This window comes from Mesorhizobium sp. M1342 (assembly GCF_040317955.1).
GTDB lineage: Bacteria > Pseudomonadota > Alphaproteobacteria > Rhizobiales > Rhizobiaceae > Mesorhizobium.
The window spans coordinates 80695-96669 of record NZ_JAMYLI010000020.1 but is presented as its reverse complement, the minus strand read 5'-3'; the positions used below and the strand labels follow the sequence as shown (position 1 = coordinate 96669).

The 15975-nt window shown below is 62.7% G+C and carries 12 protein-coding genes; 5 read left to right on the top strand and 7 right to left on the bottom strand.

Going from position 1 to position 15975, the window contains the following annotated elements; all coding sequences use genetic code 11:
• Positions 1-85 precede the first annotated feature (85 nt).
• Positions 86-1351 (top strand): polysaccharide biosynthesis/export family protein, encoded by a 1266-nt coding sequence (locus NKH06_RS21190; RefSeq protein WP_031213391.1) that lies wholly within the window; start codon positions 86-88, stop codon positions 1349-1351.
• A 356-nt stretch (positions 1352-1707) separates the two neighbouring features.
• On the opposite strand, the gene NKH06_RS21185 is transcribed toward NKH06_RS21190, so the two are convergent.
• From NKH06_RS21185 to NKH06_RS21165, 5 genes are all read right to left on the bottom strand, one after another.
• Positions 1708-3021, bottom strand: coding sequence for an O-antigen ligase family protein (locus tag NKH06_RS21185; RefSeq protein WP_023811579.1), 1314 nt, complete (start codon positions 3019-3021; stop codon positions 1708-1710).
• A 201-nt stretch (positions 3022-3222) separates the two neighbouring features.
• Entirely contained in the window at positions 3223-4050 is an 828-nt protein-coding gene (locus tag NKH06_RS21180) for an SDR family NAD(P)-dependent oxidoreductase (protein WP_023811578.1), read from the bottom strand.
• A gap of 88 nt (positions 4051-4138) precedes the next feature.
• Complete coding sequence (locus tag NKH06_RS21175; protein ID WP_023811577.1) at positions 4139-4633, bottom strand: acetone carboxylase subunit gamma; 495 nt, start codon at positions 4631-4633, stop codon at positions 4139-4141.
• Positions 4630-6834, bottom strand: a complete 2205-nt coding sequence (locus tag NKH06_RS21170; RefSeq protein ID WP_352439766.1) for a hydantoinase B/oxoprolinase family protein — start codon at positions 6832-6834, stop codon at positions 4630-4632. Before NKH06_RS21170 ends, NKH06_RS21175 begins: the two co-directional genes overlap by 4 nt.
• A 13-nt stretch (positions 6835-6847) precedes the next feature.
• On the bottom strand, positions 6848-9007 hold the full coding sequence (locus NKH06_RS21165; RefSeq protein ID WP_128302851.1) for a hydantoinase/oxoprolinase family protein: 2160 nt from the start codon (positions 9005-9007) through the stop codon (positions 6848-6850).
• A gap of 112 nt (positions 9008-9119) precedes the next feature.
• Here NKH06_RS21165 and NKH06_RS21160 point away from each other — a divergent pair, with 112 nt between their 5' ends.
• On the top strand, positions 9120-9896 hold the full coding sequence (locus NKH06_RS21160) for a helix-turn-helix transcriptional regulator (RefSeq protein WP_352864209.1): 777 nt from the start codon (positions 9120-9122) through the stop codon (positions 9894-9896).
• Positions 9897-9945: 49 nt separating this feature from the next.
• Here the strand turns inward: NKH06_RS21160 and NKH06_RS21155 are convergent, their stop codons facing one another.
• A complete protein-coding gene (locus tag NKH06_RS21155) occupies positions 9946-10245 on the bottom strand; it encodes a type II toxin-antitoxin system RelE/ParE family toxin (RefSeq protein ID WP_128302849.1) in 300 nt (99 codons plus the stop codon).
• Positions 10242-10523: a type II toxin-antitoxin system ParD family antitoxin gene (locus NKH06_RS21150; protein ID WP_023811572.1), complete on the bottom strand. Its 282-nt coding sequence runs from the start codon at positions 10521-10523 to the stop codon at positions 10242-10244. The genes NKH06_RS21155 and NKH06_RS21150 overlap by 4 nt, the downstream gene beginning before the upstream one ends.
• 279 nt (positions 10524-10802) lie before the next feature.
• On the opposite strand from NKH06_RS21150, the gene NKH06_RS21145 reads away from it, so the two are divergent.
• The 3 genes from NKH06_RS21145 (at position 10803) to NKH06_RS21135 (ending at position 15972) form a co-directional block, all read left to right on the top strand.
• Positions 10803-12977, top strand: coding sequence for an alpha-ketoacid dehydrogenase subunit alpha/beta (locus NKH06_RS21145; RefSeq protein WP_352439768.1), 2175 nt, complete (start codon positions 10803-10805; stop codon positions 12975-12977).
• An 84-nt stretch (positions 12978-13061) separates the two neighbouring features.
• Positions 13062-14624: an ABC transporter substrate-binding protein gene (locus NKH06_RS21140; RefSeq protein ID WP_164892841.1), complete on the top strand. Its 1563-nt coding sequence runs from the start codon at positions 13062-13064 to the stop codon at positions 14622-14624.
• 118 nt (positions 14625-14742) lie between these two features.
• Positions 14743-15972 (top strand): aminotransferase class III-fold pyridoxal phosphate-dependent enzyme, encoded by a 1230-nt coding sequence (locus NKH06_RS21135; RefSeq protein ID WP_352439769.1) that lies wholly within the window; start codon positions 14743-14745, stop codon positions 15970-15972.
• The last annotated feature ends 3 nt before the right edge of the window (positions 15973-15975 follow it).

The window sequence follows — 15975 nt, the reverse complement described above, 5'->3', positions numbered from 1 at the left end:
TGCCAGACATTGGCATCGGCCATTCGACGCAAGCTCATCGGGCGATGGGGCTATAGCGGATCGGAACGTTGAGTTGAAAACAGATTTGTTCGAAGCCTTTCGCAGCGGCCCGGATTCCGGCCGGCTGCGGCGGGCGCGTTTGCTGGCCACATGCCTTGCCATGGCGCTCGTCGTCCCGCATATCGCCGCCGCCAGCGACTATCGCCTCGGCTCGCAAGACAAGCTCACCATCCGCGTCGCCGAATGGCAGACCGTCGAAGGCACATTTCGTGACTGGTCGGCGGTGAATGGCGAGTACACGGTCGGTCCATCCGGTACGCTGTCGGTGCCGTTCGCCGGCGAGTTGCCGGCATCCGGCAAGACCACGTCCGAAATCGCGGCGGCGATCGGCGAGGCTTTGCAGAAAAAGCTCGCTTTGTCAGACCGACCGGAAGCCTCGGTCGAGATGGCGCAGTTCAGGCCATTCTACATTTCGGGCGAAGTCCAGAACCCAGGCCAATTTCCTTATGTCCCAGACCTGACGGTGTTGAAGGCGATCAGCGTCGCGGGCGGCATCAGGCGCAACGCCGATTACGGCCCCCAGCTCGGCAAGGACCTTGTCACCGCCAAGGGCATGTTCGACATCTCCGACGACCAGCGCATTCGACTGATCGTCAGGCGCGCCCGCATCGATGCGGACATGGCCGGCAAGGCGAGTTTCGACGTGCCTAAGGAAGTCGAGGGCGATCCAAGGCTGCCAGCCATCGTCGCGGACGAGATGACGATCCTGACGGCCGACCAAAAGGCGCTGAAGCTGAAACTCGAGGCGCTCGACGATCTGAAAGGTGTCTTGGAGTCCGAGATCGAATCGCTGCAGAAGAAGATCGTCAATCAGCAGCAGCAGGTCGACCTGGCGCAGCAGCAACTCGCCAGCATCGGTCCGCTGGCGCAAAAGGGCCTGATCGCCAATGCCCGTCTGCTGGATTCGCGCCAGTCCGTGGCCGACCTGCAGGGCAAGATCCTGGACTACGAAACCGCCATCCTCACCGCCAAGCAGGCGATCAGCAAGGCGAAGCAGGATGCTATCGATGCCCAGAACACCTTGAGTTCAAGTCTCGCCACTGACCGGCAGCAGACCGAAGCCGACCTGAACGAGGCCGCGTTGAAGGTGAACATGCAGAAAGGCCTGATAGCCCAGGCCAGCGATCCCGCGATGGCGGCCGCTATAACAAACGATCAGCAACCTACCCTGCTCTATTCACTGGTGCGCAATCTCGATGGCAAGACCACCGAGATAGCCGCCAAGGAAGAAACCCCGGTGCTGCCTGGCGATGTGATCAAGGTCAAGCTGGCGCCGCTGGCCAGCCAGTAGACTTGCTAAGCGCTGAGCGGTTCATCATTTTACAGAAATGCAGAACCGCTTCATACGCTCGTCGCCTTCTGTGAGCGGATGGTCCGCGGATATTCGCATTTGCACGTTCTGAGATTGGTTTTCGCGGCGCCGTAACTGGAAGTGCCGGCCGGACGCCCTGGCGCTTCTGGAGCACGGCTTTTGGACAGTAACAGCTGCGCGCCGGACGTCCTGGTCGCTCGGAGCACGCGAGTCTGACAATCCAGCGTTTCAGTCTATTTCGCGGAGGCATGGATTTCCCGCCTCGCGCCCGGCCTGCTTGAGCCTTCGATCAGGGGAATTTGTATTGACGCGACTTCAGGTCCCGAGACGATAGCTCACGCCTGATCGGCGACCGCCGGACGGCGGGCATGCCGAGGCCAGTCAGCCTCGCCCCCGGCCGCGTCAGCCGGCTCGGGACGAGGCGACCGCCGCCTGCGGGTAACGGGCAGCCGCGCCAGCTTGAAGAAGCTGAAATACATCAGGAAAGAACCCATGATGTAGGGGTTGAGAATCTCGACCTCGACGAAGGAGCGGATCAGCAGCAGCACCATCACGCCGAAAAGGATCACCGAGTCCGCCTGCCATGCCTTGAAGATCACCGCCGAGACGTGGCCGTAGAGCGTGCGCAGCATGATCAGCGACACCAGCGTCGCTCCGACGAAGCCGAGTTCGACGAGGGCCTCGATGTAGGTGTTGTGGAAGTGAAAGCCGGTGCGGGTGGTGATGTAGAATTCGTTCCACAGCCGCTCGGCTTCAGCGAAGCCCTGCACCCAATAGGCGGCATAGCCGACGCCGAGAATCGGCGATTTCTGCACCGTGTTCCAGCCTTGTTCCCAAAGATAGGTTCGCCCGGTGAGCGTCGAATCCTTGCCGAAGAGGCCGAGGACGAAGTCCATCAGCCCGAGATTCAAGGCGACGAAGGCCGTCACGACCAGCAGGCCGGCGCCGATCAGGAAGATGACCCGGCGATAGCGGCGTGACAGAAGTTTGCTCATCGCAAGAAGCGCCACCAGCGCCAGAACCGCGGGTATCGAGGCCATCGAGGTGGCGGAATGCGAGGCGACCAGTACATAGGCCGACAGCAGCACGACGGGCACCGCCAGTATGAAGCTCAGCCGGCCGCGTCTGTAGAACGCAAGGAAGACAACGCAGAAATAGATGCCAAGCGAGCCGACAAAGCCGATCTGATTCTTGGAGGCGAAGGCGCCGACGAAGTTCACGGTGCCGTCGAGGACATCCTCGGAATAATTCCCGACCTTCACAGAATAGAGAAGGACGACGAATATCCCGACCAGCGCCCCTATGGTCAACGTGCGCACGCTGACGGTGCGCGCAGCTATGTAGGCGCAGGCAATATGGGAAAAATACTGGACCGACGTCCTTGCGGTGACGCCGGGAGCCTGCGACCAGAAAACCGAGAAGCAGACATAGGCCGCAAACAGCAGCGGCAGCCAGGCGCTGGACAGATGTCGCAAAAACCGCCGGTAGTCGACCAGGATGAGCGGAAGCCAGACCGCATAGTAGGCCAGGATCAGCACCTGGCCGAAAATGACCGAATAGGAAAACGCCCAGATCGAGACGACTACGGCAAAGGCGCCATAGACCGAATTCTTCTCGGGATCGATCAGCAGGGACTTTGGAATCTTCATCTCAGAGTCTCGCCGACACGACCCAGGGCCGGCAAGCCATGAGCCGGCCGGAATCTTCGCAAATATGGGCGTGCAATAAACGGCGTCTCCATTGTGCAGTGCAATATAACCTATTGCGCCCGGCGCTCAATGGCAAATCCGGTCACCTTGTCTTACAGCGAGGCATCTGCGGAGAGATCAGCTGGTTGCGCGTCCGAGACGCTACCAAAGCGCTCCGCCGGTGATCTGGATGTTCTCCATGGTGATGCCCTTGGCGAGATCCGAGCACAGGAATACCGCCAGAGCCGCAATCTCCTGCGGCTGCAGCATGCGCTGCTGCGGGTTGCCTTTGGCGATCTCGGCCCTCGCTTCCTCAGCGGTGCGCCCCTTGCCTTCGCGCTCGACGACCTGCGCCACATTGCGGCGCATCAGTTCGGTCTCGACCCAGGTCGGGCTGATCATGACACAGGTGACGCCATGCGCTGCCCCTTCCAGCGCCACGCAGCGTGTGAGGCCGAGAAGGCCGGCCTTGGACGCGCAGTAGGCTGGGTTGTCCTTCCAGCCGACCGAGGCGGCGGTTGAGCCGATGTTGACGATGCGGCCCCAGCCGCGCTCAATCATGCCCGGCAGCACGGCGCGGGTGGCACGGAAGGCGCCTGTCAGGTTGGTGTCGACGATCTTGTCCCACAGCGCGTCGGAATGGCCGCAGACCGGCTGCTCGGCGGTGGTGCCGGCAGCGTTGACCAGAATGTCGGCCGGCCCGATGGCCGCTTCGGCTTCCGCAACAAAACGGTTGATGACGTCGCTGTCGCGGACGTCGAGATGGGCGGCGTGGACCCTGGTGCCGTGGGCGGCGAGAGCCGTACGCACGCGCTCGATCTCGTCCGCGCCTGGATAGTAGGCGGCATCGGACCTGTCAGAGCTGGCCGGCGCGATGTAGGAGCCGACGGCGACATTGGCGCCGGCTTCAGCCAAAGCCGTGGCAATGGCAAAGCCCATGCCCGAGAACCCACCGGTAACGATGGCGCTACGGCCGGAAAGGTTTGTCATGGCGCACGGTCTCCACTTCGTTCCGGGCAGGCAATCAGGCCTGACCGGATTTGGCAATCACACCGGCGCAGCCTCCATCGCCAGCGTTTCATGTTTGCTGGAGCGGTTTGCCTAACCATTCGCGATAGAAGCCTTCGAGGTCGGGCTCGAAATCGTGGACGATGGGATAGCCAGGTGCCGCCGCCTCCACCTCGTGCAGCGTGCCGCACTCAGGACAGATGAATTCGCGGATTTCCATCCACTCGGGATCGGGGAGATCGCTGTTCGGATAGATTTCGCGCAAAGCCTCCTCGGTGTTGCGGACGTTGATCGCAGCCTTCAGCTTCCAGTTCTTGCGATAGTCGCCGAAGGAGTGGCCGCATTCACAGCGGGTAATGCGCTCATCGCCGCTCTGGCAGATGAACAGATGATCCGAGACCGGCAGCAGGATCGGGTCCGTCCAGGCAACGCGATCCTGATAGACGGCAACCATCTTGAAGAAACGGTCATCGTCCTTGTAGGCACTCATGATCCGCCTTGTCTGTGGCCAGGGCAGCTTGCCTGCGGCCAGATCGCCCAGGACTTCCTTGCTGTACGAGGTCATGGTTTTGCTCCCGGCATGAAGATCGATCTGGCATCGACGTTCCAGAACTCGCTGAATTCGCTGGTGAAGCGCGGCGACAGCTTGATCGCGCTGGCGTACATTTTCTTCACCTCGGGGGCGAAATCGGCCTTTTTGACGCGGCCGCGCTCCTTGGCGATCCAATCCGCCACCGGTACTGCTTTCGCCAGACGCTGCTTGCGCATGGCGGCGCGGCGCTCGACCGTGGCGTCGATATCGGCGATGGGATAACCGTCCTCATCGTCCTTCAGCACGATGCCGAACACCTGGTCCGCCGCTTGCCGGGTGAGAAAGCCGTTCTCGACATCCCATGCCGTCTTGATCGGATCGCGCTCCAGAACGTCGCCGTAACCGCCGCCGCCATTGTAGGAATGGCTGAAGATGTCGCCGGACTTGTGCGGCGAGGTGATGTAGGGGCCCTCGACCACGACATGGTCGCCACCGATGTTCCGCTCGTAGTCGGAGACATGCGGATCGATGCCGGGCGCATGCGCCAGCGGTTCGCCTTTTGCCGCGAGTTCGTGAATGTCTGAGTTGCGCACCGCGCGATGCTTCTGGCAGGTCGGCGCCGGATAACCGCCGCACATGCCGCCATTGTCGAACACGCGCGAAGAATGTTCGGAGGTGTGGAGCCGCAGATGCGACGTCTTGTTGATCAGCCAGGTCGAGACGAAGGAACAGCCGCCGCGATATTTGCCGGCACCGCCGGAGTTGGGCACGATCGAGCGGCCGATATAGACCATCGGCATCGACTGTTCCCAGACCTCGATGTTGCCCATGTCGGATTCCGGGTTCCAGCCGACATAGGCGGTGTCGAGACCATCCTTGATGGCGAGCGCGCCGGAGCCGGCGGCGGCGCATTCAAAATGGGCCATGCCGAACGGCGTGCCGTACTGGCTCTCGCCACCCATTTCGATCATAGGACTGTTGACCTGGCCGACGAAGGCTTCCTCGACGAAGCCGCGGGCGATGAAGCCGCGCGACAGCAGGCGCTGGAAGACACCATAGGCCGGCAGCAGCAAGGCCCATGAGGTGGCGGTCGCCACCATTTCGTTGTCGGGGTTGGTCCAGGTGCCGTGCGGCAGTTTCAGTTCGGTTGCCATCCAGGCGCCGTCATTGACCAGCCCTTCGAAATTCATGTGCTGGGTCAGCGTCACGAACATGCCGCCATCCATGCCGGCCGGCGTGCAGTTCATCGAATGGTAGCCCCAGGGCTGCGTGCCCTCGAAGTCCATGGTGATCTTGCCGTCGGTGGTGATCTCCATCTCGATCGGGATATTATAGAGCCAGTCGGGATCGCCGAGCAGCTGGAAGCCGGGCTTTCCCGCCGTGACATGGCCGTAAAAAGTGTGGCCGCGATAGATGCCGGGCACGGTAAGCTGGCGGGTGCGGGCGAGCTGGGCGCGGCGGCCTTCCTCGATGAACTCCTTCGAGACCTTCATCCAGTAGTCTAGGCCGATCTCCGAGATCAGCTGCTTGACGCTTTCGCGCATGTCGATGCAGGAGGCGACCTTGGCCTTTTCGTCCAGCACCCAGTAGATCGGCATGCGCAGATTGCGTTCGCAGCGGATCACGTAGTCGCGGCGGATCTCGTCATTCTCGCCGATCTTCTCGGCGCAGACGAACAGACCCTCGGTGAAGCGCTCCTGCGCCAGACACACGTCGCCGCCCGGCGTGATGCCGCCGGCTTCCAGCTCGTGGCAGACAGCGCCGGCCCAGCCGACCAGCGTGCCTTCATGGAAGATCGGCACGACGTCCATGACGTCGGGCACCTGCACGGTGCCTATAAAGGCATCGTTGTTGGCGAAGATGTCGCCTTCGCGGATGCGAGGGTTGTCCTCGTAGCCGTTTTTGATCATCCATTTGATGAAGCGGCTCATCGTATGGACATGCACCATGATGCCGTTGGAGAGCGCAATGGCGTCGCCCTCGGGCGTGTAGATGGCGACCACCATTTCGCCGACCTCTCGCACGCCGGGCGAAGCCGAGATGCGGCGGGCCATTTCGCGTGCCGAGACGCAATAGGCGCGCAGCTTGGTGTGCAGCGTCTCGAATTTCAGCGGATCCTGGTTGCGCAGCGTGAGTTCGGTGATGCCGTCATAGCAACCGGTCTCCTCCATCAGCCGCTCGGAATCGAGCAATCTTTCGCGAAGGCGCAGGGCCGAGGCAGGTTTGTCCAACATGGCGGTCGCCCTCTCAAGCGTGGGTGTAGTGCAGCAGCGTCCATTCATCGACATGGACGCGGTCCTGCGGATGAACGACGAGCGTGGTGGCGGGATGTTCGATGATGGCCGGGCCGATGACTTCATGGCCGGGCTGCAAAAGGTCCATCTCGTAGAGATTGGCCTTGTGCCAGCGCCCACCGATATACGCCTCGCGCACACCCTTGTGGGCGGAAGCAGGATTGGAAGCGCCGAGGGGTCGCTTGAGCAGCACCGGCTTGACCTTGTCAGCGGTGGCGATCAGCCCGAGTTCGGTGATGGTGAAGCCGGCTTCGCCATAGCGCGACACGCGGTGGTTGACCTTGGCATAGACGGCTTCGAATTCATCGATCACCTTGCGCATGTCGTCGGCCGAATCGACCTTGGCAAGCGGCGCCATGACCTCGACGTCCTCGAGCTGGCCGGTGTAGCGCATCATCAGGAACGGCACGGTCCTGATCTTCTCCCTGGCATGGCCGTCGGCGATCATCTCGTCGACCGCGGCCCTGGTCAGGTCGTCCCAGACAGTGGTGACCTTGGCGCCGAAGGCGGCCAGCGTAGCCTCGTCGGCACGTGACGGGATGTCGTGCTGGGTGGAGACGGAATGACGCCGCATGAAATCGGCCGTGGTGCAGCCGAAGGCGGAGAAGGCGGCCGCAAACTGGAAGGTGATGATGTCCTTGAAGCCGATGCCCCTGGAGCAGCCGGCCAGATGCAACGGGCCGGAGCCGCCATAGGACAGCAGTGTGAATTCCGAGGGGTGGATGCCTTGCCCGGAAATGACCCGGCGCAGCGCGTTGTTGGCATCGGACTCCAGCATGTCGATCATGCCTTCGGCGGCTTCCTCCAGCCCGACGCCAAGGATGTCGGAGCATTTCTCCTGGAAGGCGCGGCGGGCCTTTTCGACCTGCAGCACGACCTTCCCGCCCAGGAAATAGTGTGGGTTGAGGCGGCCGAGAATGGCGTCGCAGTCGGCGATGGTCGGCTCGGTGCCGCCCCTGGCGAAGCAGATCGGACCCGGATCGGCGCCCGCACTTTCAGGCCCGAGCGAAACTTTCTTGGTCAGCGGGTCGACCTTGAGGATCATGCCGGCGCCGGCGCCGATCGTGTCGAGATGCAACGTCGGCACGTTGAGCTTGAAACGGTCCATCAGCGGCTCGTTCTCGATCCGGGTCTGGCCGCGCGTGATGACGCCCATGTCGAAGGAGGTGCCGCCCATATCCGAGCAGATCAGTGAGTCGTTGCCGATCAGCTTGCCGACATAGGCAGCGCCCAGAATGCCGCCGATCGGGCCGGAGATCATGGTTTCATGCAGGCGCGGATGGTTGATCGAGGTCAGGCCGCCGAAGGAGAGCAGCGTCTGCACGCCATACTTGAAGCCGTATTTCTTCGAGACGTCCTCGATACCCCTAAGTTGCTTGCGGCCACGCGAAGTCGCGTAGGCCTCGATCAGCACCGAGTTCAGCCGTGACTGCTCACGGATGACCGGACGAACCTCGTGGCTGGTGTAGACGATGATGTCAGCGCCGGCCTCCTCCACCTCTTCGCGGCAAATCTCGGCGATGCGCTTCTCGTGCACGGGATTGACGTGCGAGAAGATGGTCATGATGCAGATCGCTTCGACCTTGTCGGCGATCAGTTTTTTGGCGGCGATGGAGACCTCGTGTTCGTAGAGCGGCAGCACGATGTCGCCGAACTGGTCGATGCGCTCGGTGACGCCATGCGTGCGGCGGCGCGGCACCAGCGGATCGGGATGATGATGGGTGACCGCATGCAGCCGGTCGGCATAGGAATAGTCGGCCCAGGCCTGCAGTCCGCGGCCCATCAGGATCATGTCCTCGAGGCCCTTGGTGGTGATCAGGCCGAGCCGGCGGCCGGTGCGCGACAACAGCGTGTTGAGCATGCCGGTGCCGGAATAGAGCACGACATTGACGCCGGAAAACAGTGATTCCAGCGAGATGCCCCAGGCATCCGCCGCGTCCTCAGCAGACGCGAGGAAGCCCTCGGCTTCGTTCTTCGGCGTGGTCGCCGACTTGCCGATCTTGAAGTGGCCGTCCTGATCGACAAGGATCGTGTCGGTCATGGTGCCGCCGGCGTCGATGCCGATGACAATTGGATTGCCGACGATGGGGGCGGTGAGATTGGGTTGGGTCACGGTCGCCTCGGGATCTGGTCTAGGTTGACGCCAGGCTAGATTCGACAGGCGGCTTCGCGCCATATGCCTAAAGACACAATGACGGCTGGGCTGACATCGCCGAGAAAAGGGCATGCGCATGGACAATATCTGGGCGCCGCTCGCCAAAGCGATCGCCGCCACCGGCACCGACAGGCATGTCGACTGCCTGATCGACCTGATCGGCGCCGACATCGAGCACGACCTCGTCACGGTGACGCGCTATTCGGCGACGCAGACGCCGGAATTCGTCAAGCACCGGCGCTTCTCGGATGAAATGATCCGGCGCTATCTCGACAACTACTACGTCTTCGACCCGTTCTATGCCTCGTGGCGGCGCGAACGCCGGCTGGGCATCATGCCGCTGAAGCGGCTCGCCGACGACGAAGCCAAGCGCGGCCAGTACATTGCCGGCTTCCTGGCGCAGTCGGACATCTGCGACGAGGTCGGCATCATGCTGGCCGATGGCGGTGACTGGAGCCTCGGCATCTTCCTCGATCGCTCGACCGCTTCTTTCAAGGACAGCGAAATCTCGCTGCTGGACGAGCGGCTGCCGGTGTTCGAGGCGCTGCATGCGCTCGACATCAAGGCGCGCGGAACCGAATTCTCCCGCACATCGGCACCGACCAGCCCCGGCGCCTCGCCCCGGCAGGAGCCGACCATTCCGGCCAGCCTGTGGCCGGAGCTGTCGCTGCGCGAGCGGGAGCTGGTCCAGTTGATCCTCGCCGGCCACCCGACGGCGAACATCGCCGAGCGCCTCGGCATCACCGTCGGCACGGTCAAGAACCACCGCCGGCGTATCTACGAGAAGCTCGACATCACCACCGAGCGGGAATTGTTTTTGCAGTTCTTCCAGCATCTGGTCGACTGACAGCCGGGGTTCGGACAGCTAGGCGGTTTACGCTTTTTCCCGTTGCAGGTTAGAGCTCATCCTCCCAATTGGCGCCGCCATAGAACACACGGAAAATCACCACTTGGTCGGATTCCACTGTAAAGGTCACCGTTACACGGCGCTCAAAACCGACAACCCGAAGCCCCGGCCGCAGATCGTCACGGCGTGTTCCGCGCTCCGAGGCGTAGTCGAGACCCTGGCAGTAGGCTTCGATACGCTCGATATAGCGTATGGCCGTGACGTTGCCGGCGGCGATCTCGATGGTGTCGTATATCCATCTTAAGTCCGTTAGGGCTTCCGGCAACAGAACAATATGCCGGCGCTTCACACATCCCTCTTAAAGCGGGCGGCGTGGTGAGCGCGGATGTCGTCAAAAGCCTGGTTGGCTGGGATAACTCGGGAAGGGTCTGCCTTCCATCTGTCATAGGTCGGCACGACTTCCTCGCGCAGCCAACGCTCTACGGCCGCGTCGCGCTCTTGCAGGGCACGAAGCCCGGCGCGGATCACTTCACTGCTGGTCGCATAGGTTCCTGATTCAACGAGACGGTCGATGAAAGCAGCCTGCTCTGTTGGCAGGCTGAAGGTGCGCTTTTCGGTGGCAGCCATGATTTCTCCTATAATGTCGGTGTGATTATATCATACCAATATCGAATAGCGTTAGAAAATCTGTCGGGCGAAGAACCGACATGGGGCCTGCTAGCAGTCTCAAAATTCCTCTTGCGGAACCGCGCCGTCCCGGCTTAGTCTCTGCCTCGTCACAAAAATGAAATTTAATTCCATTTGTGTGCAAACCTTCTAGCCAGCATCGTGCCCCAGGAAAAATGAACGGCCTAATCGACTGAGAAAATATTTGATATATCATCTACCAGAACGGAAATAGCTGACATGGTCCAGCAGACATCGATCCAGCCATCGGCGCCCTGGTTGCGGCTAGAGGTTGACGATTCGGACTGGAACGACGCCGAGGTTTCGGGCCTGGTGCGCTGGTACCACCAGATGCTGCTCATCCGCCGTTTCGAGGGAAAAGTGCTCGATCTCGCCAATGCGGGGCTGGTGCATGGTCCGGCGCATGCCAGCATCGGCCAGGAGGCGACGGCGGTCGGCGCCATGTCCGTGCTCGGCACGGGTGACCGCATCAACGGCACCCACCGCGCCCATCACCAGGTGCTGGCCAAGCTTGTCAACGCGCAGACGCCCGGCGGATTCGACCCGCTGCATGACGCTTTCAACCCGGACATGCAGGGCTCGGTGCGCGGCCTGATGGCCGAGATCATGGGCCTCAAGTCAGGCTATTGCGGCGGCCGTGGCGGCTCGATGCATATGCGCGACGATAGCTCAGGGATTCCTGGCACCAGCGCCATCATCGGTGGCAACCTGCCGCATGCGGCAGGCTACGCGCTGGCCGACAAGCTGCTCGGAACCGGCAACATCTCGGTCGCCTTCTTCGGCGACGGTACGATGATGGCAGGGCCGGCCTACGAGGCAATGAACATTGCCGCGCTCTACCGGCTGCCGGTGATCTTTTTCGCCGAAAACAATCTCTATGCCGTCTCGACGCACATCAATGAGCAGACGCGCGAGACGCGGCTGGCCTCGCGCGGACCTATGCTCGGCTTTCGCGGCATCGAATGCGACGGCATGGATGTGGTGGCGGTCCATCACGCCATGCGCGAGGCGCGCCGGACGATCGAGGAAGACGGCGGCCCGGTGCTGGTCGAGGCGCTCTGCTACCGCTTCCTGCATCAGAGCGGCGCCCGCCCGGGCAGCGAATTCGGCTACCGCACGCGGGCCGAAGAGGACGCCTGGAAAGCGCGCGACCCGCTTGCCACCATGGCGGCTCGCCTGAAGACGATGGGCATCCTGAACGATTCGGACCTCGGCACACTCGACCAGCGCGTCATGGAGGTGGTCAACACCGCTGCCGATTCGCTGACCGAAATGAGCGGCAACGCGCTGCGCATTCCTGATCATCTGTGGCCGGACCCAAGCGACGTCGACAACCAGATCCGCGGCGATCTTTCCGAACTGAAGAGCGAGCGCTTCCTCGAGATCGAGGACGTGCCGCCGGCCGAGACCAAGCCGGTCAAATTCATGGTTGCCGCGTCCGAGGTCATCGCTCGCGCCATGGAGCAGGATCCGCGCATCATCATCATGGGCGAGGATGTGCACCGTCTGCGCGGCGGCGTTTCGGGCGCCACAAAGGGCGCGCTGGAGCGCTGGCCGGAGCGTGTGCTGGCGATGCCGATCGCCGAGAATGGTTTTGTCGGGGTGGCGCTGGGTGCAGCGCTTTGCGGCCTGCGGCCGATCGTCGAGATCATGTTCGGCGACTTCTGCCTGGTTGCCGCCGATCAGTTGTTCAACGCGGTCAGCAAGGTGCGGCACATGTTCGGCGGCGGCTTTCCGGTGCCAATCGTGGTCAGGGTGCGCGTCTCGCCGCACACCGGCTACGGCTCGCAGCATTCGGGCGATCCGTCCGGCCTGTTCGCCCTGTTTCCCGGCTGGCGCATCGTCGCGCCGACGACGCCCTTCGACTATATCGGCCTGATGAATTCAGCGCTGAAATGCGACGATCCGGTCGTCGTCATCGAGCATGTCGAACTGTTCCCGAGCGAAGGCCCTGTGCCTGCGGACGACCGCGACTATTGCGTGCGGCTCGGCAAGGCGAAGATAGTCAGGCCGGGCAGCGCCTGCACACTGCTCACCAGCGCCAGCATGGTTGCTGTCGCCAGACAGGTGGTCGAGGAGACCGGCGCCGATGCCGAGATCATCGACCTGCGCAGCCTCGACCCGACCGGGCTCGACTGGCCGCTGGTGGAAGCCTCGATCCGCAAGACCAACCGAGTGGCCGTCATCGAGCAGGTGCAGCGTGGGCTATCGCTTGGCGGACGACTGACACAGGAGATTCAGGATCGCGTGTTCGATTATCTCGATCACGAGATCCTGCATGTGACGGGAAGCCTTTCTGCTCCCGTCGTATCGGCCCCGCTCAACCGCGCCGCACTGGGCGGCGCTGAAAAGCTCAAGGCCGCGCTTCAATCCCTCACTGGCGTGGGCGGATAGAGCGAACGCATTGCCACAAAGATCCGACAAGAAAATGGGAGAACTGACATGACCATCCTACCGAGAAGCAAGACCAGAGCGACGATGCTGGCAGCCGTGCTGCTGGCCACCAGCGCCTTCTGGGCACCGGCCACCTTCGCGCAGGACAGCAAGCCGCTGGTCATCGCACGCAACATCGACCTCAACTCGCTCGACCCGCACCGCGCCTTCTGCGACACCTGCCAGATCTACAATTCCAGCGTCTATGAATCCCTGCTGACGCTCGACAAGGACAACAAGCTGATCCCACTGCTCGCCTCGAAGTGGGAAGGCAATGCCGACCAGAGCAGCTTCACCTTCACACTCGACCCGGCCGCCAAATTCTCGGACGGTTCGCCGGTTGAAGCCAAGGACGTCAAATGGTCCTGGGAGCGGCTGAAGAACCTCAAGGGCAGCGCCTCGTTCCTGATGGACAATGTCGCCTCGATCGAGACCCCGGACGCGCATACGGTGGTCGTCAAGATGGTCGCGCCGAGCTCCGAATTCCTCAACATCGCGGCGGCGCCCTACGCAGCGGTCGTCAACAGCAAGGTTGCTTCCGAAGCCGGCGCCAAGGCCGATGCGGAAGCCTCGACGACAGACAATGCCGAGGCCTGGTTCCTGGCGCATTCGGCCGGCAGCGCGCCGTTCGTGCTGAAATCCTATGAGCCCAATTCGGAGCTGCGGCTGGCACGCAACGACAAATACTGGCGCACGGCGCCGGCGCTGAGCGAAGTCGTCATCCGCCAGACCAAGGATGCGGTGGCGCAGGCGCAGATGCTGCAGAGCGGCACCGCCGACATCGCCATGCAGATCGACCCGGATACGGCCAAGACGATGACCGGCAGCGACGTGAAGATCGAGACCGTGCCGTCCTACAACTTCATCTATGTGGCGCTGTCGCCCGGCGCCAAGGCCAACAAGGTGCCACTGACGCCCGAAGTGCGCGAGGCCATCTCGCTCGGCCTCGACCGTCCGAGCATCCTGGATTTCACCATCGGCTCCGAAGGCCAGTTGATCAGCGCGCCGATCCCGCTCGGCTTCCCCGGCGGCTCGGGCTTCGAGGCGCAGCCCTATGACGTCGCCAAGGCAAAGGAACTTCTGGCCAAGGCCGGCCATGCCGACGGCTTCGAGATGGAAGCGGCGTTTCCCGGCATGAACGTCTACGGCGTCGATCTCTCGCTGTTGATGCAGAAGGTCCAGCAGGATCTGGCCAAGATCAACATCAAGCTCGATCTGCAGCCGATCCCCTTCGCCAACTGGCGCGAACGCGTCAATGGCGACGGCATCCCGATGACGGCGGTGTTCTACGCGCCGGACTATTACGGCACGTCGCAATACATCGATTATTTCGCCATGACCAAGGGCAGCCCGTGGGCGCGCCGCGCCGGCGCGGAGCGCGACCCGTCGGTACTCAATCCGAAGGAAGCGGATATCTACAAGGCAGCCCTTGCGGCAAGCGGCGACGAGGCCGCCAAGCTGTGGCATCAGGCCGGCGAGGAGATGATCAAGGACAGGATCATCCTGCCGTTGATCAGCCCGAACCTGATCCTGGCCTACAAGTCGGACGTCAAGGGCGTGCGTTACAGCGCCTGCTGCAACTTGCCGCTGGCGGAACTCAGCCACTGAGCGAAAAGATGCGGGAGGCGGCCAGCCGTCTCCCGCTTCTTCATTCTGGACGATCAGCAATCTTGTTCTTCCAGCACCAAAACCAATATATGATATATCAACGCGTGGAGACCTCGTTATGCCTTCCCTGATCAACTCCAAGGACCAGCTGCTGCGCGAGCGTGCGGCCTCGGTCATTCCGGGCGGCATGTGGGGACACATGGCCACGCGCTATCTCGGCTCCGCCTATCCGCAGTTCTTCGAGCGTGCCGACGGCTGCCGGGTCTGGGACGTCGATGGGCGCGAATACATCGACCTGATGTGCAGTTGGGGTCCCAACATCCTCGGCCACCATCATCAGGCGGTCGAGGCAGCAGCCGAGCGGCAGCGTCGCCTCGGCGACGCTATGAACGGCCCCGGCGAAGTGCTGGTCGAACTGGCGGAGTTGCTGGTCAAGACCGTCGCGCATGCCGACTGGGCGATGCTGCAGAAGAACGGCACCGACGCCACCACGGCCTGCGTGACGATCGCGCGCGCCGGCACCGGCCGACGCAAGGTGCTGGTCGCGCGTGGCTCTTATCACGGCGCCGTGCCGTGGTGCACGCCTTCGCTCGCCGGCGTCACCGCCGAAGACCGCGCCCATCTGATCCATTTCGACTACAATGACGTTGCCAGCCTGGAGGCAGCCGTCGAGCAGGCCGGGGATGATCTTGCGGCGGTCGTAGTGACCGCCTTCCGGCACGACATCGCCCGCGACCAGGAATTGCCGACCGCCGCCTTCGCCAGACGGGCGCGCGAACTCACCACCGCCGCCGATGCGGCGCTGATCGTCGATGATGTCAGGGCCGGGTTCCGCATCGACCTCGCCGGCAGCTGGGAGCCACTCGGCGTACGGCCGGACCTGTCCGCCTTCTCCAAGGCGATCGCCAATGGCTACCCGCTTGCCGCGATCACCGGCACCGACCGGTTCCGCGAGGCCGCGACCAAGGTCTATGTGACGGGTTCGTTCTGGTACGGCGCCGTCGCCATGGCCGCCGCGATCGCCACCATCAACACGCTGCGCGACACCGACGCGATTGCCCGCATGACTGAAGCCGGCGACAGGCTGCGCTCAGGCCTCGATGCGGCTGCCAGGAAGCATGGCCTGTCGCTGCGCCAGACCGGCCCGGTGTCGATGCCGATGGTGCTTTTCGATTGCGATGCCGAGTTCAAGCTGGCCAATGCCTTCTGCTCGGCCGCCTTGCGCGAAGGCGCCTATTTCCATCCCCGGCACAACATGTTCCTGAGCGCCGCGCACACCGCAAAAGACATAGATCTCGCCCTGCAGGCTGCCGATGCGGGCATGGCTGCCGCGGCGCAGGTGGCGTGACCG